This window comes from Streptomyces sp. NPDC051105 (genome assembly GCF_040682795.1).
In the GTDB taxonomy this organism is placed as follows: domain Bacteria; phylum Actinomycetota; class Actinomycetes; order Streptomycetales; family Streptomycetaceae; genus Streptomyces.
Genome location: NZ_JBFBBR010000004.1, coordinates 390649 through 410512 on the forward strand (window position 1 = coordinate 390649; position 19864 = coordinate 410512).

16 protein-coding genes and 2 pseudogenes are annotated in these 19864 nt (G+C 69.4%); 13 read left to right on the plus strand and 5 right to left on the minus strand.

All coding sequences use genetic code 11. From position 1 onward, the window contains the following. Positions 1 to 57 precede the first annotated feature (57 nt). The 9 genes from AB0N16_RS12545 to AB0N16_RS12585 all read left to right on the plus strand — a co-directional run bounded on the left by AB0N16_RS12545 (position 58) and on the right by AB0N16_RS12585 (position 10879). On the plus strand, positions 58 to 1215 hold the full coding sequence (locus AB0N16_RS12545) for a mandelate racemase/muconate lactonizing enzyme family protein (RefSeq protein ID WP_365795801.1): 1158 nt from the start codon (positions 58 to 60) through the stop codon (positions 1213 to 1215). Beyond that, positions 1212 to 2216: an alcohol dehydrogenase catalytic domain-containing protein gene (locus tag AB0N16_RS12550; RefSeq protein WP_365795803.1), complete on the plus strand. Its 1005-nt coding sequence runs from the start codon at positions 1212 to 1214 to the stop codon at positions 2214 to 2216. The genes AB0N16_RS12545 and AB0N16_RS12550 overlap by 4 nt, the downstream gene beginning before the upstream one ends. A gap of 115 nt (positions 2217 to 2331) precedes the next feature. Next, positions 2332 to 3309, plus strand: coding sequence for a hypothetical protein (locus AB0N16_RS12555; RefSeq protein WP_365795805.1), 978 nt, complete (start codon positions 2332 to 2334; stop codon positions 3307 to 3309). A gap of 104 nt (positions 3310 to 3413) precedes the next feature. Then, on the plus strand, positions 3414 to 4523 hold the full coding sequence (gene chvE / locus AB0N16_RS12560; protein WP_365795807.1) for a multiple monosaccharide ABC transporter substrate-binding protein: 1110 nt from the start codon (positions 3414 to 3416) through the stop codon (positions 4521 to 4523). Positions 4524 to 4567: 44 nt separating this feature from the next. Beyond that, complete coding sequence (mmsA, locus tag AB0N16_RS12565) at positions 4568 to 6118, plus strand: multiple monosaccharide ABC transporter ATP-binding protein (protein ID WP_365795809.1); 1551 nt, start codon at positions 4568 to 4570, stop codon at positions 6116 to 6118. Next, a complete protein-coding gene (gene mmsB / locus AB0N16_RS12570; protein ID WP_365795811.1) occupies positions 6115 to 7359 on the plus strand; it encodes a multiple monosaccharide ABC transporter permease in 1245 nt (414 codons plus the stop codon). The genes mmsA and mmsB overlap by 4 nt, the downstream gene beginning before the upstream one ends. A gap of 52 nt (positions 7360 to 7411) precedes the next feature. Beyond that, positions 7412 to 8566, plus strand: a complete 1155-nt coding sequence (locus tag AB0N16_RS12575; RefSeq protein ID WP_365795813.1) for an aldose epimerase family protein — start codon at positions 7412 to 7414, stop codon at positions 8564 to 8566. A 254-nt stretch (positions 8567 to 8820) separates the two neighbouring features. Next, on the plus strand, positions 8821 to 10509 hold the full coding sequence (locus tag AB0N16_RS12580) for a histidinol-phosphate transaminase (RefSeq protein ID WP_365795815.1): 1689 nt from the start codon (positions 8821 to 8823) through the stop codon (positions 10507 to 10509). A gap of 121 nt (positions 10510 to 10630) precedes the next feature. Continuing rightward, positions 10631 to 10879 carry a hypothetical protein gene (locus tag AB0N16_RS12585; RefSeq protein ID WP_365795817.1) on the plus strand — a complete coding sequence of 83 codons (249 nt, stop codon included), beginning with the start codon at positions 10631 to 10633 and terminating at the stop codon, positions 10877 to 10879. Here AB0N16_RS12585 and AB0N16_RS12590 read toward each other — a convergent pair. After that, on the minus strand, positions 10876 to 11763 hold the full coding sequence (locus AB0N16_RS12590) for a helix-turn-helix transcriptional regulator (RefSeq protein ID WP_365795819.1): 888 nt from the start codon (positions 11761 to 11763) through the stop codon (positions 10876 to 10878). The two genes, AB0N16_RS12585 and AB0N16_RS12590, sit on opposite strands and share 4 nt — an antisense overlap. Positions 11764 to 11972: 209 nt before the next feature. Here AB0N16_RS12590 and AB0N16_RS12595 point away from each other — a divergent pair. Continuing rightward, positions 11973 to 13274 (plus strand): annotated as a pseudogene (locus AB0N16_RS12595) (MFS transporter). A 302-nt stretch (positions 13275 to 13576) separates the two neighbouring features. Continuing rightward, positions 13577 to 14275: an SDR family oxidoreductase gene (locus tag AB0N16_RS12600; RefSeq protein WP_365795821.1), complete on the plus strand. Its 699-nt coding sequence runs from the start codon at positions 13577 to 13579 to the stop codon at positions 14273 to 14275. Positions 14276 to 14451: 176 nt separating this feature from the next. Here the strand turns inward: AB0N16_RS12600 and AB0N16_RS12605 are convergent, their stop codons facing one another. Further along, complete coding sequence (locus tag AB0N16_RS12605) at positions 14452 to 15237, minus strand: helix-turn-helix domain-containing protein (protein ID WP_365795823.1); 786 nt, start codon at positions 15235 to 15237, stop codon at positions 14452 to 14454. Between the two features lie 104 nt (positions 15238 to 15341). Between AB0N16_RS12605 and AB0N16_RS12610 the strand changes: the two genes are divergently transcribed. Together AB0N16_RS12610 and AB0N16_RS12615 are read left to right on the plus strand one after the other, a co-directional pair. Beyond that, positions 15342 to 16241: an NmrA/HSCARG family protein gene (locus AB0N16_RS12610; protein WP_365795825.1), complete on the plus strand. Its 900-nt coding sequence runs from the start codon at positions 15342 to 15344 to the stop codon at positions 16239 to 16241. 43 nt (positions 16242 to 16284) lie between these two features. Next, positions 16285 to 16575, plus strand: a pseudogene (locus AB0N16_RS12615) (IS701 family transposase); the annotation flags it as partial. A gap of 255 nt (positions 16576 to 16830) precedes the next feature. Here the strand turns inward: AB0N16_RS12615 and AB0N16_RS12620 are convergent. From AB0N16_RS12620 to AB0N16_RS12630, 3 genes are read right to left on the minus strand one after another with little or no spacing between them, the layout of a single operon-like run. Continuing rightward, positions 16831 to 17484 (minus strand): methyltransferase, encoded by a 654-nt coding sequence (locus tag AB0N16_RS12620; protein ID WP_365796201.1) that lies wholly within the window; start codon positions 17482 to 17484, stop codon positions 16831 to 16833. Further along, on the minus strand, positions 17481 to 18440 hold the full coding sequence (locus AB0N16_RS12625) for a methyltransferase dimerization domain-containing protein (RefSeq protein ID WP_365795827.1): 960 nt from the start codon (positions 18438 to 18440) through the stop codon (positions 17481 to 17483). Before AB0N16_RS12625 ends, AB0N16_RS12620 begins: the two co-directional genes overlap by 4 nt. Before the next feature lie 56 nt (positions 18441 to 18496). Further along, entirely contained in the window at positions 18497 to 19657 is a 1161-nt protein-coding gene (locus tag AB0N16_RS12630; RefSeq protein ID WP_365795828.1) for a 4-hydroxybenzoate 3-monooxygenase, read from the minus strand. Positions 19658 to 19864: the final 207 nt, after the last annotated feature.

Here is a 19864-nt window from a genome sequence, read left to right on the forward strand (position 1 = left end):
GTCACGCCAGCATTTCGAACGTGTGACGAAATCTCGAACAGCTGAGGGGCAACTGCCGTGCGCATCACCGGAATCAGCACGCACGTGGTCGGGACGCCGTGGCGCAACCTGACGTACGTCCAGGTGCACACCGACGAGGGGATCACGGGTGTCGGCGAGACCCGGATGCTCGGTCACACCGACGCGCTGATCGGCTACCTGCGGGAGGCCGAGGCCAACCACATTCTCGGTTCGGACCCGTTCGCAGTGGAAGACCTCGTACGCCGGATGAAGTACGGCGACTACGGCCGGGCGGGCGAGATCGTCATGTCCGGCATCGCCGTGGTGGAGATGGCCTGCTGGGACATCAAGGGCAAGGCGCTGGGCGTGCCGGTGTGGCAGCTGCTCGGCGGGAAGGTCACCGACAAGGTCAAGGCGTACGCCAACGGCTGGTACACGACCGAGCGAACGCCGGAGGCGTACCACAAGGCCGCCCAGGGGGTGATCGAGCGCGGGTACAAGGCGCTGAAAATCGACCCGTTCGGGACCGGGCACTTCGAGCTGGACCACGAGCAGACGCTGTACTCCGTGTCGCTGATCGAGGCCGTGCGGGACGCCATCGGGCCGGACGCCGAGCTGATGCTGGAGATGCACGGGCGGTTCTCGCCGGCGACGGCGGTCCGGCTCGCGCGCGAGCTGGCGCCCTTCAAGCCGGCCTGGCTGGAGGAGCCCTGCCCGCCGGAGAACCTGAAGGCGCTGGAGAAGGTCGCCGCCAAGGTGGACATCCCGGTCGCCACCGGTGAGCGCATCCACGACCGCATCGAGTTCCGCGAGCTCTTCGAGAGCCAGGCCGTGGACGTCATCCAGCCGGACGTCGGCCATATCGGTGGAATCTGGGAGACGCGGAAGCTGGCCGCCACCGCCGAGACGCACTACGTGCTGGTCGCGCCGCACAACGTCGGCGGGTCCGTGCTGACCGCCGCCTCCCTCCAGGTCGGGTTCACCTCCCCGAACTTCAAGATCCTGGAGCACTTCAACGACTTCGCCGACGCCGAGATCAAGAAGGTGGTCAAGGGCGCGCCGGAGGTCGTCGACGGGTACTTCCAGCTGTCCGACGCGCCCGGCCTCGGGGTCGAGTTCGACGCCGACGCCGCCGCCGAGTTCCCGCAGCAGCAGGCCCGCTTCGACCTCTGGGCCGACGGCTGGGAACAGCGCAAGCCCAAGGGGACCAAGTGAGCTCCCAGGTCGTCGTCGAGGCGCCGGGCGTCCACCGGGTCGAGGAGCACACGCCCCGCGAGCCCGGTCCCGGCGAGGCGCTGGTCGCCGTGCACGCGGTCGGGATTTGCGGGAGCGACCGCGAGGTGTACCAGGGGAACCGGCCTGAGGGGTACGTCCGTTACCCGCTGACGCCCGGCCACGAGTGGTCGGGGACCGTCTCCCGGGTGGGGGCCGGGGTGCCTGCCTCGCTCGTCGGGCGCAAGGTCGTCGGCGAGGGGTTCCGGAACTGCCAGGTGTGCGACCGGTGCCACGCCGGCGAGACCACGCTGTGCACGGACGGGTACGAGGAGACCGGGTTCACCCAGCCGGGCGCCATGGCCGCCACCCTCACCCTGCCGGCCCGGCTGCTGCACCCCCTGCCGGACGACGCGGACCTGACCGCCGCCGCCCTCCTCGAACCCGCCGCCTGTATCGCGGCGGCCGCGCTGAAGGGCAACGCGCGGCCGGGTGAGCGGGTCGCGGTGGTCGGCACCGGGACGCTCGGGATGTTCGCCGTGCAGTTCCTGAAGGCGATCTCGCCTGGCGAACTGCTGGTGGTCGGGACCCGGAACGACCGGGAGGCCCTCTCCCGGCAGTTCGGGGCGACCGACTTCCGGACCAGGGACCAGGATCTCCCCGACGACTTCGACGTGGTCATCGAGACCGCCGGGTCCGCGTCCGCCGCGCGCACCGCCGCCGCCCTGCTCCGGCGTGGCGGACGCCTGGTCCTGACCGGTATCCCGGCCGCCGGTGCCGAGGGTCTGGACCCGACCGACCTAGTCGTACGGCAGCTGGAGGTGCACACCGTCTTCGGGGCACCGCCGGACGCCTGGGCGCACACGGTACGGGTCTTCGGGGCCGGACTCCTCGACCCGCTGCCGCTGGTCACGCACGAGCTGCCGCTGACCGGGTTCCCGCAGGCCATCGAGCTGGTGGGGGCCGGTGATCCGAAGGTGGGCAAGGTGCTGCTCCGCCCCTGAGTCGTACGCCGGTCGCGGCGTGCCCTGACCTCGCCGTGACCGGCGTACCACCAAGCCGTTTTCCATACCCAGAGCCGCGAACCTTGTCCGAAATACCGAACGTGAAGGACAGCTTGTGACGACCGACGCTTCCGTTACGGCGGCCCGCCGACCGGGTGAGCAGGCACTCAACGCCCTCGGCCTGGGCGCGCCCGCCCTCGACCCCGCCGATGCCTCCGCCCACAGCTTCCCGGGCGGCGGCAAGTGGCGCACCGAGATCCCCTCCTGCGAGGGCCCCGAGGCGCTTGCCGTCGTACTCAAGGAATCCTCGCGCCTGGACGTGCCGATCCACCGGATCAGCCAGGGCAGCGGCGTGTGGATGCTCACCGACGCCGAGATCACCGAGATGGTCGAGGCGACCAACGAGCGGGACATCGAGCTGTGCCTGTTCACCGGCCCGCGCGGCACCTGGGACATCGGCGGCTCGGTGCGCTCCGACTCGCGGGGCGCCGGACTGCGCGCACGCGGCCACGACGCCGTCGCAGGGTGCGTCGAAGACGCGGTGCGGGCGACGGAGTTGGGCGTCAAGTGCCTGCTCGTCGCCGACGAGGGCGTGCTCTGGACGCTGCACCGGGCCCGGCAGGCGGGGATCATCCCGGCCGACACCACGCTGAAGGTGTCCGCGCTCGTCGGGCCGGTCAACCCGGCCTCGTACGCCGTCTTCGAGCACCTCGGCGCGGACTCCGTCAACGTGCCGAGCGACCTGACGCTCGATCACCTCACCGAGATCCGCCGGGTGTCCGGCGCTCCCATGGACATGTACATCGAGGCCCCCGACGACCTCGGCGGCTACGTCCGGATGTACGAGGTCGCCGAGCTGATCCGGCGCGGGGCGCCGGTGTACCTCAAGTTCGGCCTGTCCAGGGCCCCCGGCATCTACCCGTGGGGCAACCACCTGCGGGACGTGACTCTCAGCACCGCCAAGGAGCGGGTGCGGAGGGGGCGGCTCGCCCTGGACCTGCTGGCCCGGCACGGGGCGGACGGGGCGATGGCGCCGCTGGGGTCGCGGCTGCCGGGGGTTCTCAACCGGTTCCCCACCGAGGGTTCTGCCTGACGAACGTTGGGGACTGCGGGTCCGTCGTGGCTGGTCGCGCAGTTCCCCGCGCCCCTTCGGGGCGCTTCCACCTCTCAACGACGAGAAGAACAGGGACCGATCACATGCGCACTCGTAGAAGCGCCCTCACTCTCATAGCCGGGGCCGCCTCCCTCGCCCTGACCCTGTCCGCCTGCGGCCAGAGCGGTGAAGGCGGCAGCAAGGAGGACAGCGGCAGCGCCAAGGGCGGCACGATCGGCATCGCGATGCCGACCAAGTCCTCCGAACGCTGGATCGCCGACGGCAACAACGTCGTCAAGAACCTGAAGTCCAAGGGCTACAAGACCCAGCTGGTCTACGGCGAGGACAACCCGGAGACCCAGGTCTCGCAGATCGAGAACCTGATCACGCAGGGCGTCAAGGGCCTGATCATCGCGGCCATCGACAACAAGTCCCTGAACAACGTGCTCCAGGAGGCCGCGGACGCCAACATCCCGGTCATCGCCTACGACCGCCTCATCCTCGGCACCAAGAACGTCGACTACTACGCGTCCTTCGACAACGAGAAGGTCGGTGTCGAGCAGGGCACGTACATCGTGCACAAGCTGGGCCTGGACAGCGGCAAGAAGGGCCCGTTCAACATCGAGCTGTTCGCCGGCTCCAACGACGACAACAACACCAAGTACTTCTTCAACGGCGCGATGAGCGTGCTCCAGCCGTACATCGACAAGAAGGAGCTGGTGGTCAAGTCCGGGCAGACCGCCCTGAACAAGGTCACCACCCTGCGCTGGGACGGTGCGACCGCGCAGTCGCGCATGGAGGACATCCTCACCTCCTCCTACAAGTCCGCCAACGTCGACGCGGTGCTCTCGCCCTACGACGGCATCTCCATCGGCATCCTCGCCGCGCTGAAGTCGGACGGCTACGGCTCCAAGAGCCAGCCGCTGCCCGTCATCACCGGCCAGGACGCCGAGCTGGCCTCGGTGAAGTCGATCATCGCGGGTGAGCAGACGCAGACCGTCTACAAGGACACCCGGCAGCTCGCCAAGGTCGCCGCGACCATGGTCGACGACGTGCTGAACAAGAAGACCCCGCAGGTCAACGACACCAAGACGTACGACAACGGGTCCAAGGTCGTCCCCGCCTACCTGCTGCAGCCGGTGAGCGTCGACAAGTCCAACTACGAGGACGTCCTGGTCAAGGGTGGTTACTACACCGACGCCGAGCTCAAGTGACCCCCGTCCCCCACTAGTTGTCCTACTGATTGGAAGGCACGACCATGGCGGGACCCGTCCTGGAAATGCGCTCGATCGTCAAGACCTTTCCCGGTGTCAAGGCGCTCTCGGACGTCACCCTGACCGTCCGTCAGGGCGAGGTCCACGCCATCTGCGGGGAGAACGGCGCCGGCAAGTCGACCCTGATGAAGGTCCTCTCCGGCGTCCACCCGCACGGCACGTACGAGGGGGAGATCCTCTTCGAGGGTGAGCTCTGCAAGTTCGGTGACATCCGGGCGAGCGAGCACCGTGGCATCGTCATCATCCACCAGGAGCTGGCGCTGTCGCCGTACCTCTCGCTGGCGGAGAACATCTTCCTCGGCAACGAACACGCCAAGGGCGGGTTCATCGACTGGCGGGAGACCCTGCGGCACGCCACCCAACTGCTGCGCCGGGTCGGTCTCGACGACCACCCGGAGACCCGCGTCACCGACATCGGCGTGGGCAAGCAGCAGCTGGTGGAGATCGCCAAGGCGCTGTCGAAGAAGGTGAAGCTGCTCATCCTCGACGAGCCGACCGCGGCTCTGAACGACGAGGACAGCGGCAAACTCCTGGACCTCATCCTGGAGTTGAAGAACCAGGGCATCACCTCGATCATCATCTCGCACAAGCTCAACGAGATCCGCCGGGTCGCCGACTCGGTGACGATCCTGCGGGACGGCCACACCATCGAGACCCTCGACGTGAAGTCGAAGGAGACGACGGAGGAGCGGATCATCGCGGGCATGGTGGGCCGCGACCTGGACCACCGCTTCCCCGAACGCACCTCCTACGAGGGCGAGGAGGACGCGGCACCGGCCCTGGAGATCCGCGACTGGACCGTGCTGCACCCGATCGACCAGGAGCGCAAGGTCGTCGACGACGTGTCGATCCATGTCCGGCGCGGCGAGATCGTCGGTATCGCGGGCCTGATGGGCGCGGGCCGCACCGAACTGGCGATGAGCGTCTTCGGGCGGGCCTACGGCCGTTACGCGGGCGGCTCGGTCCTCAAGGACGGCACGGAGATCCGTACCAAGTCGGTGGCCGAGGCGGTCGGGCACGGCATCGCCTATGTCACCGAGGACCGCAAGCACTACGGCCTCAACCTCATCGACACCATCAACCGCAACATCTCGCTGACCGCGCTGAACAAGGTCGCCAAGCGCGGAATCGTGGACGAGCACGAGGAGCGGCAGGTCTCCGAGGGCTACCGCAAGTCCATGAACATCAAGGCGCCGACCGTCTTCGAGCCGGTGGGCAAGCTGTCCGGCGGCAACCAGCAGAAGGTCGTCCTCAGCAAGTGGATCTTCGCGGGCCCGGACGTGCTGATCCTGGACGAGCCGACCCGCGGGATCGACGTCGGCGCCAAGTACGAGATCTACACGGTCATCGACCAGCTCGCCGCCCAGGGCAAGGCGGTCGTCTTCATCTCCTCCGAGCTGCCCGAACTGCTCGGCATGTGCGACCGCATCTACACCATGGCCGCGGGCCGGCTGACCGGTGAGGTGCCCCGGGCCGAGGCCACGCAGGAAGTGCTGATGCGCCATATGACGAAGGACAAAGAGGTAACGCGATGAGCACGGATGTCACCGCCAAGAGCCCGGCGCCCGCGCCGCCGGGCAGGAGCGGATCGGCCGCCGACGGGAACCTGCTCCGGATGGTCCTCGACGGGCTGCGCCGCAACATGCGCCAGTACGGCATGCTGATCGCGCTCGGCCTGATCGTCGCCCTGTTCGCCGTGTGGACCGACGGGGACCTGCTGCTGCCGCGCAACGTCTCCAACCTGGTGCTGCAGAACAGCTACATCCTGATCCTGGCCATCGGCATGATGATGGTGATCATCGCCGGGCACATCGACCTGTCCGTCGGATCGTTGACGGCGTTCGTGGGCGCCTTCGCGGCGGTGCTGACGGTCAATCACGGAGTGGCCTGGCCGCTCGCGTTGATCCTGTGCCTGGCGATGGGTGCCGTGGCCGGTGCGCTGCAGGGTGTGCTGATCGCCTACTTGGGCATACCGTCGTTCATCGTCACCCTCGCCGGGATGCTGCTCTTCCGCGGTCTCACCGAGATCCTGCTCCAGGGCCAGACCATCGGCCCGTTCCCGGACGGCCTGCAGAACCTGGGCAACGGCTTCCTCCCCGAAGTGGGCCCGCACACCAACTACCACAACATCACGCTGCTGCTGGGCATCGTGCTGATCGCCGCCGTGGTCTGGCAGGAGTTCCGCGACCGGCGCCGCCAGCAGGAGTTCGCCCTGGACGTGCCGCCCACCCGGCTGTTCCTGCTGAAGCTGACCGCGCTGATCGCCGCGATCCTGGTCCTCACCATGCTGCTCGCCAGCTACAAGGGCGCCCCGATCGTCCTGATCGTCCTGGGTGCGCTGGTCGTCGGCTACGGCTACGTGATGCGCAACGCGGTCTTCGGCCGGCACATCTACGCGATCGGCGGCAACCTGCCGGCGGCCAAGCTGTCCGGCGTCAAGGACAAGAAGGTCACCTTCTACGTCTTCCTGAACATGGGCGTGCTCGCGGCCCTGGCCGGTCTGGTGGTCGCCGCCCGGCTGAACGCGGCCTCGCCGAAGGCGGGCGACGGCTTCGAACTGGAGGCTATCGCCTCCTCGTTCATCGGCGGCGCTTCCATGAGCGGCGGTGTGGGCACCATCCTCGGCGCCATCATCGGCGGTCTCGTCCTCGGCGTGCTGAACAACGGCATGAACCTCCTCAGCGTCGGCACCGACTGGCAGCAGGTCATCAAGGGCCTCGCCCTCCTCGCGGCGGTCGGCTTCGACGTGTGGAACAAGCGCAAGTCCGGTTCGTAAGTCAGCTCGGGCCCCGCCGGAAGGCGGGGCCCCTCCTTTGTGGGAGCCGCACATGGAACTGAACAGACGCACGGTCATCGCAGGAGCCGCGGCGGCGGGCATCGCCGCCACCACCCTCGGCACAGGCACTGCCGAGGCCGCCTCGGGAGGCAGGAAGCCGGTGAAGGAGTCCTTCGGGAAGCTCGCCGACGGCACCAAGATCTACCGCTGGTCGCTGGAGAACGGCGGCACCCGGCTGAAGGTCCTCAACTGGGGCGGTGTCGTCCAGACCCTGGAGGTCCCGGACCGGCGCGGCCACTACGCCAACGTGGTCAACGGCTTCGACAACATCGCCGACTACGTTGCCGGATCGCCGTACTTCGGCGCGCTGATCGGCCGCTACGGCAACCGGATCGGCAAGGGGCAGTTCACCCTGGACGGCAAGAGCTACCAGCTCTCCGTCAACGACGGTGTGAACAGCCTGCATGGCGGCACCCAGGGCTTCGACAAGCACGTCTGGGACGTCGAGCCGTTCACCAAGGGCTCGGACGTCGGCCTCGTCCTGCACTACACCAGCGTCGACGGGGAGATGGGCTACCCGGGCACGCTCAAGGCGACCGTGACGTACACCCTCACCAAGCACGGTGAGTGGATCATCGACTACCGGGCCACCACCGACAAGGCCACGGTCGTCAACCTCACCAGCCACGTCTACTGGAACCTCGCCGGCGAGGGCAGCGGCACGATCGAGGACCACGAACTGACGATCGCGGCGGGGCGGTACACGCCGACCGACTCGGGGCTGATCCCGACCGGTGAGCTGGCGACCGTCCACGGCACGCCCTTCGACTTCCGCGAGACGAAGACGATCGGGCGGGACATCCGGGCCGGGCACGCGCAGCAGGTGCAGGCCAAGGGGTACGACCACAACTGGGTCCTCGACAAGGGGATCACCGCGAAGCCGGAGCACATCGCGACGCTGCGGGACCCCCGGTCGGGCCGCACCCTGAAGATCGCCACCGACCAGCCGGGGCTGCAGTTCTACTCCGGGAACTTCCTGGACGGGACGCTGACGGGGACGGGTGGGCGGACGTACCGGCAGGGGGACGCGCTGTGCCTGGAGACCCAGCACTTCCCTGACTCGCCGAACCACGCGAACTTCCCGTCGACGGTGCTTCGGCCGGGGCAGGTCTACAGGACACGGACGGTTCATTCGTTCGGGGCCTGAGAGAGCGTGGGCGCGGCCGGTAAGGGGCCGGTCGCGCCCACGCGGCGGAGCCGCATATCGGCACAGCCCCGCGCCCCTGTCGGGGCGCCGCACCACCCGGTTCCAAGAAGAAACGTAAACTCACACTTTTTTCACACCGCTTGAACAGGGCAACACCCGCCTCCGTACTCACGGGTGGCCCGTGCTCCCCCGCGCGGGCCACCCAGACGACGGGCCCGGTCGTCCCCACCGGGCCCGCCTCATACGGAGGTTCAATGGCCGGCAACGTCACCTCGTTGTTCCGCAGCGGCGCGCACAGCCCGTCGATGGCGGCGCTGACCCGTGAGGGAGGCGAGGGTGCCGGTCCCGTTGACTTCTGCATTCCCTGCAATCCGTACTTTCCCACCCCGGCGATGATGGAAACGATGGCGTCCAGACTCAAGGACATCATCACGTTCTACCCGAGCAGCGCCGACACCATCACCGCCGAGCTGTGCCAGCTCCTCCAGCTCCCGCCGCAGGCCGTCGCCATGGGCAACGGCTCCACCGAGCTGATCACCTGGATCGACCACCTGCTGGTCCGCGAGTCCCTCGCCATCCCCGTCCCCACCTTCGGCCGCTGGACCGACCAGCCGATGGAGACCGGCAAACGCGTCGACATGTTCCCGCTCCAGGAGTCCAACGGCTTCGCCCTCGACCTCGCGCAGTACGCCGAGTTCATCCGCAAGCGGGCCACCCGGGTCGCCGTCATCTGCAACCCCAACAACCCCGACGGCGGCTTCCTGCACAAGCAGGCGCTGGTGCAGTTCATGGACGCCATGGCCGACCTGGACCTGATCGTCATCGACGAGTCGTTCCTGGAGTTCGCCGACGCCGAGGCCGAGCCCAGCGTCGTCCAGGAGGCGATGCTCCGGCCGAACGTCATCGTGCTGCGCAGCCTCGGCAAGAACTTCGGTCTGCACGGCATCCGGTTCGGCTACATGGTCGCCAACCCCTCGCTGGCCGGCAAGGTCCGCTCGATGCTGCCGAAGTGGAACCTCAACGCGTTCGCCGAGTACGTCGTCTTCATGCTCAAGGAGCACGGCGCCGAGTACGCGCAGAGCCTGCTCCAGGTCCGCAAGGACCGGCTGGAGATGGCCAGCCAGCTCTCCGTCCTGCCCGGTCTGACCGTCTATCCCTCGCAGGGCAACTTCCTCTTCGTGCGCCTTCCCGTCGGCGCCGAGGGCACGGTGGTCCGGGACCGGATGCTCACCGAGCACCGCATCCTGGTCCGCGAGTGCGGAAACAAGATCGGTTCATCCAGCCGCTTCCTGAGGCTCGTGGTGCGCCCCGAGGTGGACGTGCGTCGCCTGGTGTCCGCCATGGAGCAGGTGCTCTACGGGTCCAGGAGGGGAGCCGCCGTGCCCGAGCTGGGCAATGGGACCAGCTACAGCTCGGGTACGGCGGCGGTCGACCGGCTGGTGAGCGAGACCAACGGGGCGGGCATGCAGCTCGCGCAGGCCGTCGGCATGGGGCCCGGCCCCGGTCTCACCGCGGCGCCGGCCATGGGGCCGGGTCTCGCCGCCGCTCCCGCCGCCGGTGTCGGCATGCCGCTCCCCGTCGCCGGTCCGCCGGCCGGGATGCCGATGCCGATGCCGGCGGCGGCGATGCAGCAGCCTCAGCCGATGGTGGCCCAGATGCAGGCGCCCATGCAGGCGCCTATGCAGGCGCCGCCGATGCAGGCACCGGTGCAGCCGCCGCCGATGCAGATGCCCATGCAGCAGGCCCCGGTTCCCGTGCCGGCGCCTGCTCCGGCCGGGCCCACCCCGACCGGGGTTCCGGCGCGGGGTGGGCTGACCGCCGCGCAGGTACGGGGGATGACGGCACCGGCGCCTCCGCCACCCGGACTGGCCCCGGCGCCGGCCACGGGGTGGCCGAACGCGCAGAGCTGGCCCAACGCGGCGGGTATGGGGCAGGCCGGTTAGTATTCCAGTTGCAGTTCGCTATTCCTGCTGGTCAGGGGTGTATTCGTGAGTGTACTTGGCTGATGTTCCGTCAGGTGGCGGGAGTTCGTGACTTCAGGTGCGGCGGGACGTTGTGTCTGTCGTGCAAGACGATGTGCGGTCCGATGTCTGGCCGGCGGAACTGGAAGAGCTGCTGGTGCGGATCGGTCACCGCTTCGGGCGGGTGGATCTGCGACGGCGGATGCGGGCCTTGACTCATGCCTGGCTGGTCTGGGACGTGCAGGACAGCGAGTGGTTCTCCGACTGCCCAGTCCTGCTCGACCTGACCGGAGAACAGGTTGAGATCAACCACGCAAAGTTCGACGACCTCTCGATCACCTGGAACACCTAGCTGTTCTGTCTCCGAGAGGGTGAGACGGGCGCCGTCTCGCCGGATCCGACGGACGGGCCGGTGGCGAGGTCGAGGAGCGTCATCTTGTCGTGGTCCGGGCTGTCCGGCGGCGCCATGTAGATGATGAGGCGCTGGCCTTGTGCGCGGTTGAGGGACAGCCCTTCGTGTGAGAGCGTCATCGTGCCGACCTCCGGGTGTCGGAGCGTCTTCTCGCCGTCGCCGATCGTGTGCACCTCGTACCGTTCCCAGAGCCGGTTGAAGTCGGGGCTCTTGACGATTAGCTCACCTACGAGTGCGGCGAGATCCGGGGCATCCGGATCGCTGCCGGCGATCGCCCGCAACTGGGCGACGCACCCCTTGGCCTTCTGTTCCCAGTCCGCCCACAGCTCGCGGGCAGCTGGGTGCAGGAAGATGTACCGTACAGTGTTCCGCTGCCGCTCCGGCCAGTCGGCGATGCCGTGCAGCAGCCGCAGCCCGCCGGGATTGGCCGCCAGCAGGTCGTTGGTGCGGCTCACGACATACGCCGGGTTGGGCCGGAGCGTCTCCAGAAGCTGCGTGACGGTCGGACGGACCCGCCGTGACGGCAGGGGACGGGGCTCGGGCGCACGCCGCGCCGCGCGCGCCGCCAGCTCGTGCAGGAAGCTGCTCTCCTCCTGGCTGAGGCGGAGCGCGTCGGCCAGCGCCGCGACCACGGAGGGGCTCGGATGGGTCTCCTTGCCGCGTTCCAGACGTATGTAGTAGTCGATGCTCACACCGGCCAGCGCCGCCACCTCCTCCCGGCGCAGACCCGGCGTACGGCGCGTGCCGGTTCCGGCGGGCAGCCCGGCGTCTGCCGGGCGTACGTCGCCACGGCGAGCCCGCAGGAATTTCCCGAACTCGGTCATGTCGTCATTCTGCCAGCGTGTGATCACGGGTCCAGCCCGGAGCCTGGCCCTGTTGCACCCACCTCTGGCGCACCCCGGAAGATCACGGTCTGCCTCGCCCTCGCGAGCCTCACCAGCCTGGACGGATGACCACTCTTGAACCAGTCCGCGCCTCACAGGATGCCCGGCAACGCACGGCCGCACCGAAGCTGACCCTGGCGACCACGTTCATGGGCATCTTTCTGCTCAACCTCAACACCATGGCGATGAACGTGGCGCTGCCCGGGATCGGGCGGACCTTCGGCGGCAACACGGCGGGACTGCAATGGATCGTGGACGCCTACACGCTGATGTTCGCCGCACTCCTGCTTTCCGCGGGCACGCTCTCCGACCGCATCGGGGCGAGCCGCGCGTTCGGCGCCGGTGTCGCGGTCTTCACGGTCGCCTCGGCGGCCTGCGGACTGGCGCCGGGGCTGGGCGAGCTGATCGCCGCCCGCCTGATCCAGGGGAGCGCGGCGGCGATCATGCTGCCCTCCTCGCTGGCCCTCGTCCGGCAGGCCTTCCCGGACGCGGCCTAACGGGCACGGGCCATCGCGCTGTGGACCACCTGCGGAGCCGTCGCGGTTGCCGCCGGCCCGGTGGCCGGCGGGGTGCTGTCCAGCACTCTGAGCTGGCGGGCGATCTTCGTGGTCAACCTGCCCGTCGGCATCGCCACCCTCGCGGTGTTGACCCGCGCGGAGCGCTCGCCGCGCCGTGCCACGCCGCTCGATCCGTACGGCCAGCTCACGGCGATCGCCGCGCTCGCGGCGCTCACCTTCGCGGTGATCGACGGAGGGGAGAACGGCTTCGGCGAACCCGTGGTGCTGGGCTGCCTGGGACTCGCCGCAGTGGCGACGGCCGCGTTCATCATGATCGAGACACGTACCGCCGCGCCGTTGGTCCCGCTCGACCTCTTCCGTTCGCGCACGGTGACGGTTTCGGTCGCGATCGGCTTCGTCATCAATGCCGCGTTCTACGGGCTGGTGTTCGTGCTGAGCCTGTTCTTTCAGGATGTTCTGAATCTGTCCGTCATGGCCGCGGGGCTGATGTTCCTACCGATGATGGCCGTGATCGCCGGAGCCAACCTGGCCTCGGCCAGGACTGCGGCACGCTTTGGGCCGCGGATGCCGATCGTCATGGGACAGGCGATCTTCGCGCTGGCGATGTTCGGTCTGCTCTGGATCGACGAGGGCACCAGCAGACCAGTGATCGCGGCGATGCTCATCCCGGTCGGCCTCGGCCTAGGTTTCTTCGTACCTTCCCTGACCGCCATCCTGCTGAACGACATCGCCGCAGATCGGGCCGGAATGGCCGCCGGGATCCTGAACTCCTTCCGGCAGACGGGCGGCGCGCTCGCCGTGGCGGTCTTCGGAGCCTTGGTCGCGGACCGGGGTGAGTTCATTGTGGGTCTGCGGGTCGCCTTGTGCGTCGCGGCTGTGATGCTGATAGCCACCACGGCAGCTGCCCTCATGCTGCCGCGCGGCTGTAACTGACGGGACCGTGACGGGGATGTCTGGCGCGGGGCCCGGTAATGAACTCAACCTGAGGGAGCCGGGCGGCGCACGTCGTGAGGGCGCTCCTCACCTCGCCTCGGCCGGGTGAGGGGCACCCCGACCTTCAGATCGGCTAGGCGAGCCGGTCAATGATCAGTAGCGGAGGGCCGCAACGGCTCCTCGACCAGCCGCCGGCGGGCTCTGGGTGATCCCACCCGAGGTCGGCACCCCCCAGCCTGCATTCATCGACACCTGGAGCCCTGGCGCGTCACCGATAGCGCCATCACCAAGGAGGCCGTGCCATGGAAGCCGTCACGTTGATCACCGGAGGTTCGAGTGGAATCGGTGCGGCGACTGCCCGTGTCCTGCTCAAGCAGGGTCACCGCGTGGCGATCACCGGCCGCGATGCCGATCGGCTGGCCGCGTGCGCCACGTCCACCGGAGCGGGCGAGCGGGTGCTGACCATCAGCGGTGACGCCGGTGACGAGAGCCATGTCGCCGCTGCCGTGCGTCAAGTCGCGGGCTTGTGGGGCCGATTGGACACAGTGATCGCGAACGCCGGGTTCTCCCTGCCCGGCACGCTGGAGGACCACGACCCTCCGGCCATGCGTGCCATGGTGCTCACCAACATCCTCGGGCCGGCCCTGCTGGTACGCGAGGCACTGCCACACCTGAGGAAGTCCAAGGGCCGGATCGTGATCGTCGGTTCGGTCGCGGGCACCAGGAACACGCCCGGCAACCTGTACTCCGTCACCAAGTGGGCTGCGCACGCCCTGGCCGAAAACGTCCGGCTCCTGGTGGCCAGGGACCACGTTCGCGTCACTCTTGTCGCCCCAGGGGTCGTGGACACCCCATTCTGGGACGAGCGCGGTGGATCTCCCGCGGCGGCACCGATACTGACCGCCGAGCAGATCGCCGAGACAATCCTGTTCGCCGTCAGTCAACCCGAAGGCGTGGACGTCAACCACCTCGTCGTACGGCCTGCCGGCCAGGTCAACTGACCTCGCTAGGCGGTCAGCTGCGGGCGACGGGGCGCGTGAGCAGCATCAGGTCACGATCTACGCCTGGAGTACTGATACTCAAGCTGCAGATCGTGATCTTCATGTCTGGGATGCGGCTTGCCGCCGGTAATGGCTGGGACGGGATCGAAACAGCAACCTTGGTCGTGGGCACCGTCCTACTTGGCGCGTCCGATTTCAGGGATACGTTTCCGCTGGGAAACCGTTGCGGTACCGAGGCGGCGGCGATGTGCTCGCTGCCGGCAGGTCGCTCCACAGTAGCGCGCTGGGCGGCCAGTGGAACGGGCCTCGAGCTGGGCCCCGCATTCCTCGCACCGCGACGCTGCGTGAAGCGTGCCGGGAGAGTCACGAAAGACCGGCCCTTGCGTGACGAATGAGGGAGCCCGCAGGCTCTCCAGTGCCAGCCGCACCATGCGGGTGCCGCCGTTCCGGTCGTGGTGGGCGGCCCGTATCGTGGCGCACCCGACGGTGAGGGCTGTGACATCGTCCGTGTTGACGTCGGTACGGACGCCGCCGGCGTGCTGGGCCGCGCGGAGCAGTTGGTCAAGTGCCTGGCTGAACCGTCGCGCCGACGCGGCGAGGATTGGCCGTGGCCAGCTCGTTTGCGTGGTTAAGGCGTCGCATGCGTGCTTGCGCACGTGGGACGTTTCGACGACCTCCAGGAGGAAGCCGAAGAATGCTTCGGCAGGGTCGTTGCGGGCCGCCCACTGTCGAGCGGTCTCCACCAGGTCGTCGAGCTGCTGGACGAGTACGGCCTCCAGCAGGATCTCCTTGCTGGGGAAGTGCCGGTACACGGTGCCGGCGCCGACCCCCGCCTGCCGTGCGATCGCGCCGAGCGAGACGTCCAGGCCGTGCTCGTCGAACGCCTGCGAAGCGGCGGCGAGCACCTTCCTGCGGTTACGGCGGGCATCGGCCCGGCCGACGTCCTGGGGATCTGCGGTCATGTCACGTAATCCCTTGTCCGTTCGACTCAACCGGGTGGAGCATTCCACATCGACCCCGGGGCCAACCAGACCTACCCACCGACCATCCCGGGGTGGAGGACGACATGACCACTGACCGCTTGGTTGTCGTGACCGGTGCGACCGGTCGGCAGGGCGGAGCCACCGCACACCGGCTCCTGGCGGCCGGAAGGCCGGTGCGCGCGCTCGTGCGGGACACGACCGCGCCCGCCGCCAAATCGCTTGAAACCAAGGGAGCGCAGCTCGTGCGCGGCGACTTCGACGACCCGTCGAGTCTGCCCGCTGCGCTGGAGGGAGCGGCGGCACTGTTCGCTGTACCGCCCGTGGCGTTCGGCCCGGCCGGCTCCGACGTGGAGCGGGAGTTCGCCCGGGGCCGGGCACTGATCGATGCCGCGGCCGCGGTGGGAGTTGAGCACGTCGTGTTCACGGGCGTCGCGTCCACGCCGGGTCGCCCGGGTGGCTCCGAGGGGAAGAAACGCATCGAGGACTACCTGCGTGAGCGGATCAGGTCGGTGACCGTGCTGCGTCCGGTGCGGTTCATGTCGAACTATCTTGGTTCGACGCCCATCGGCCTCGACGGCATCGTCCACGGCGTGCACCGGCACATCTTCCCGCCGGACGAGCCTGTCCAGATCATCGCGGTGGAGGACATCGCCGAGTTCGCCGCGCTGGCCTTCGACCAGCCGGACCGGTTCGCGGGACGGAGTCTGGAACTGGCTGGGGACGCCCCCACCCCGGCCGAGGCGGTCGCCGTGATCAGCGAGGCCACCGGTGCCGCAATTCGCTACGAGCAGATCAGTCACGCCGAGGCAACCGCACTCAACCCCGAGATCGCCCAGGCGCGGGAACGCTGGGCAGCCGGATCGCGCTGGCACGCCGACCTCGAGGCGCTGCGCGTCATCCATCCCGGACTGCGTACGCTCGCAGACTGGCTCGCTGAATCCGGCACAATCCTGCTGCGGAAGCGGCTACTCGAAACCGCCTAGAACTCCAGCTGCTGGTCGGGTTCTTACTGGTGAGAGCCGGTGCGTGGACGGGTACGGCCTCCGCCGCTACCCCTCATGGGCCCGCTGGGTCACCCTCGCGATGCTGGCCCACGCCTTCCTCGCCGTCGTCCGCGCCGACGAACACGCACACCGCCCCACGCCGGACGACCTGATCCCGCTGTCCCGCTACGAGATCTGCCGCCTGTTCATCACGCTCGTCGTCCTGCCCGTCCGCGACGCAGCCCACCAGCTTGCCTGGTCCGACTGGCGCCGCCGCCACCAGGCACGATCACGCACCAGTCACTACCGGCGGCAACCCGTATCCCAGACATGAAGATCACGATCTGCAGCTGGAGTATCAGGCGCCCTAGGGCTGCGGGGCGGGTGCGGCGCCATCGTGGTTGCTCGCGCAGTTCCCCGCGCCCCTTGCGGGGCGCCTGATCCGGGCGGGGTCACAAGTCGCCATGGCTGGTGGAACCGTGCCCCGTGAGGGGCGCTGGGGGTCCCCCCGGCCGAAGGCTGGGGGAGGGAACTGCGCGGCCAGCCCCCACCGGCCCGCGGTGGACGGACCGCGCAACCAGCGGAGTGCTCAGCCCCGCACGGCGTGCAACAGCGACGCTCCGAGGGGAAGCGCGTGGCAGGCCGTCGGCTTGAAGCCCGCCCCCTCCAGCAGGCGCCCGTAATGGGCCTCTTCCCTCTCCCGGCCGCCCACGTTGCACAGCATGTGGACGTCCCAGGCTGCCGCTGTGTTGCCGGGCAACAGGCGTTCCACAACGAGCAGTTGGCTGCCCTCGCGCATCGCCTCGGCGCACCGCTGCAGGATGGTCACGCAGCGTTCGTCGTCCCAGTCGTGCAGGACGCGGGACAGGAGGTAGACGTCGCCGCCCTCCGGGACGGACTCGGTGAAGTCGCCGGCGGCGAAGGTGCACCGGCCGGTCAGGTCGGCCAGTTCCGACCGCGCCGCCTCCAGGGCCTCCGGTCGCTCCAGGAGGACGCCCTCGACGTGGCCGTGGGACCGCAGTACCCGGCCGAGCAGCGCCCCGTTGCCGCCGCCCACGTCCACCACGCGCCGTACGCCGGAGAAGTCGACCAGGTCGGGCACCGGCGTGAACATCTCCGCGCTCGCGGCCATCGCCCGGTGGAAGCGGCCGCCGAGTTCGGGGTGTTCGGCGAAGTAGGTGAAGTGGTGCTGTCCGTAGCGGTGGGCGAAAGCTTCCTGCCCGGTGCGTACGGCGTACGTCAGGCCCGCGAAGGAGTCGTAGACGGGCCGCCGTACAGCAGCGCGAGGGGGTGCAGGGAGAACTCGGTGCCGGTGTGCAGGGGCTCGCCGAGGGCGGTGAGGTGGTAGGTGCCGCCGGCCGATGCGGTCAGCAGGCCCAGGGTCGCCAGGTAGCGCAGGAGCCGGCGCAGGGCGTCGGGGTCGCTGCCGGTCCGGTCCGCGAGGGTGTCGGCGTCGAGGCCCGGCCGGGCGGCGAGGTGGTCGGCGATGCGGAGTTCGGCCATGGTGCGGACGGCCTGGGTGGCCCAGGCGCCGGTCATGACGCCGAGGAGGGAGCGGGTCGGGTCCGGCACCGGTTCGTGGCGACCGGGGAGGCGCAGCTCGAAGCGGCGGTGGTGGGCGGTGCGGAAGTAGAGGACGGTGACGTTCTCGTGTTCGTTGTAGCCGCCGCCGTCCGGGACGGCGCCCGCGCGTTCGGCCAGCAGGGTGCGCAGTCCGGCCGGGATCACCCGTCCCGGTGCGGTCACGGCGAACGCGTGGTGGGACTCGTGGCCGGCGGCGCGTTCGTCGGCGGCGACGGCCTCCAGCGGGGAGCCGGGCGGCACGGGCAGCGCGAAGATCTCCACGGTCCGCTCGGCGACGGGCACGTGCACGATTCCGACCGGGCTTTCGGCGAGGACCGCGCCGTACCGCCGGGCGAGGCGTCCGCGTACCACCACGCTCGGTGTGAGGGGTCCCGGTTCCAGCCCGGCGCGCCGCAGTTCGCCGGGGAGGGCGTCCAGGGAGGCGGGGAAGACCAGCACGGCGGTGTGGTCGTAGACGAGATGGCGGGAGACGTCGGCCCGCTCCTCGGCGGTCAGGTCGGGCAGCAGGTCGGCGAGGACCCGGTCGGTGTCATGGTCGCGGACATGGCCGGCCGCGTGCCGGATCCGTTCCAGGTCGGTTTCCGTCAGACATGCTTGAACGACGGAGAGGTTCATGAAGGGTTCCCGTTGATCGTGGGGTGGGGAGAACCGGGGGTTGTGGGTCCCGGGGGTCAGATGCCGGTGTAGTTCTCGGCGAAGAAGTCCTGGTGGGAGCGGGAGGTGCGGAGGCTCTCCAGGCGGGCGTACTGCAGCGCCCGCTCGTAGCGGGCCGTGTCGTCGTCGCCGTCGGGGCCGTGCAGCAGGCCGCTCATCCAGTGCGAGAACTCGTGGGCGTGCCAGATGCGGCGCAGGCAGTCGCCGGCGTACCGGGCGAGGCGGGTGCCGTCGCCGCGCAGCAGCGCCGCCTCCAGGGCCCGGGCGAGCGACTCGGCCTGCAGGATCGCGAGGTTGGCCCCCTTGGCCGCCGAGGGGCTGATGAGCCCGGCGGAGTCGCCGGCCAGCCACAGCCGTCCGGCGCCCAAGGTCTCCAGTACGTCGGAGCGCAGGTCGACGAGCGTCTTCTCCAGTACGGCGCCCTCGCGCAGCGGTCCGAACTCGGCCGTCCGCATCCGGGTCGCCAGCTCCGTCCAGATCCGGTCCTCGCTCCACTCGGCGGGGTCGGTGCCGCGCGGGCACTGCAGGTAGTACCGGGTGACGGAGGCGGTGCGGGCCATGTGGCCGGCGAACCCCCGCTGGTGCAGGGCGTATCCGACGGCCGACAGGCTGGGCGGGGCCGCGACCAGCACGGCCAGCCAGGACACGCCGTGGTCCCAGCGGGCGGTCCGGTTGCCGTGGGCCGTCAGCGCGGCGCGGCCGATCCCCCGGTGTCCGTCGCATCCGGCGACGTACCGTCCGGTGACGTCCGTGCCGCCGCGCACCCGCACCCGGCCGCCGGTCACCTCCTCGGCCTCGGCGCCGAACCGGATCTCCCCGCCGCGCCGCAGGTAGGCGGCGACCAGGTCCCGTACGAGTTCCTGCTGGGGGTAGACGGTGTGCGGCTCGCCGGGGCCCAGTTTTCCGTAGTCCAGGGTGAATTCGCCCCGCTCGCTGCGGAACAGGCAGGTCGTGTGGGTCTGCCCGCGGGCGAGCAGGCCGGCCCCCAGGCCGTTCTCCGTCAGGACCCGCACCGAGTGGGGGGCGAGGAAACCGGCCCGGGCCCGGCCCTCCACCGCGTCCCGGCCGCGCCGCTCCAGGATCACGCAGTCGACGCCGCGGTCCAGGAGCAGGTTCCCCAGCACGAGCCCTGCCGGTCCAGCGCCGACGATCACCACACCGACCTGTGCTGTTGTCATACCCGCCCCCGAAGTCTCCTTCTTGCCAGGAGGTTTCATATCAGCCGGATTCTGGATACAGGCGGCCAAAGGGGGGTGAAGCGGGATGATTAGCCCGAAAGGGTTGCCATGGGCAACGAGAGCCAAGAAGGTGGGGGCCAAACGCCGCGGTGCCCGTCCGCATGAGGCGGACGGGCACCGGATGGAGCGCCGGGCAGGCCTTGCACC